This is a genomic window from Nonomuraea guangzhouensis (genome assembly GCF_019396345.1).
In the GTDB taxonomy this organism is placed as follows: domain Bacteria; phylum Actinomycetota; class Actinomycetes; order Streptosporangiales; family Streptosporangiaceae; genus Nonomuraea; species Nonomuraea guangzhouensis.
In genome coordinates, this window is sequence record NZ_JAHKRM010000115.1 from 1 (window position 1) to 835 (window position 835).

1 protein-coding gene is annotated in these 835 nt (G+C 65.3%); it reads left to right on the plus strand.

All coding sequences use genetic code 11. The features are described from left to right. A partial coding sequence (locus KME78_RS63660) for an AMP-binding protein (RefSeq protein ID WP_219539959.1) occupies positions 1 to 835 on the plus strand: 835 nt, incomplete at both ends.

Sequence of the window (835 nt, forward strand, 5' to 3'; positions counted from 1 at the left end):
GTCATCTACACCTCCGGCACCACCGGACGCCCCAAAGCCACCCTCATCACCCACCACAACCTCACCACACTCCACACCGCCTGGTCCCACACCCACTACACCCCCACCGACCACCACCGCTGGCTCTGCCTCACCAGCATCAGCTTCGACGTCTTCACCGGCGACCTCATCCGCGCCCTCACCACCGGCGGCACCCTCATCCTCGCCCCCACCCACCTCCACCTCGACACCCCCACCTGGACACACACCCTCCACACCACCCACACCACCGCCCTAGAAACCGCCCCCCGCTACATCGACCAACTCACCACCCACCTGTCCACCACCAACACCAACCTCCCCCACCTCCGCCTCCTCATCGCCACCACCGACACCTGGCACACCACCAACGCCACCACCACCCAAAACACCCTCAAACACACCACCCTCCTCACCGCCTACGGCATCACCGAAACAACCATCGACACCACCTACACCAACCTCACCACCCACCTCACCACCAACCCCCCACCACACCCCGGACCCACCCCCATCGGCAAACCCCTCCCCAACACCCACACCCACATCCTCAACCCCCACCTCCAACCCGTCCCCATCGGCATCCCCGGCGAACTCCACATCAGCGGCACAGGCCTCACCCGCGGCTACCACAACCAACCCGCCCTCACCGCCCAACGCTTCATCGCCGCCCCCAACGGCCAACGCCTCTACCGCACCGGCGACCAAGCCCACTGGAACCCCAACAGCCACATCCACTTCCTCGGCCGAAACGACCACCAAATCAAACTCCGCGGCTACCGCATCGAACCCACCGAAATCCAACACGCGCTGACCA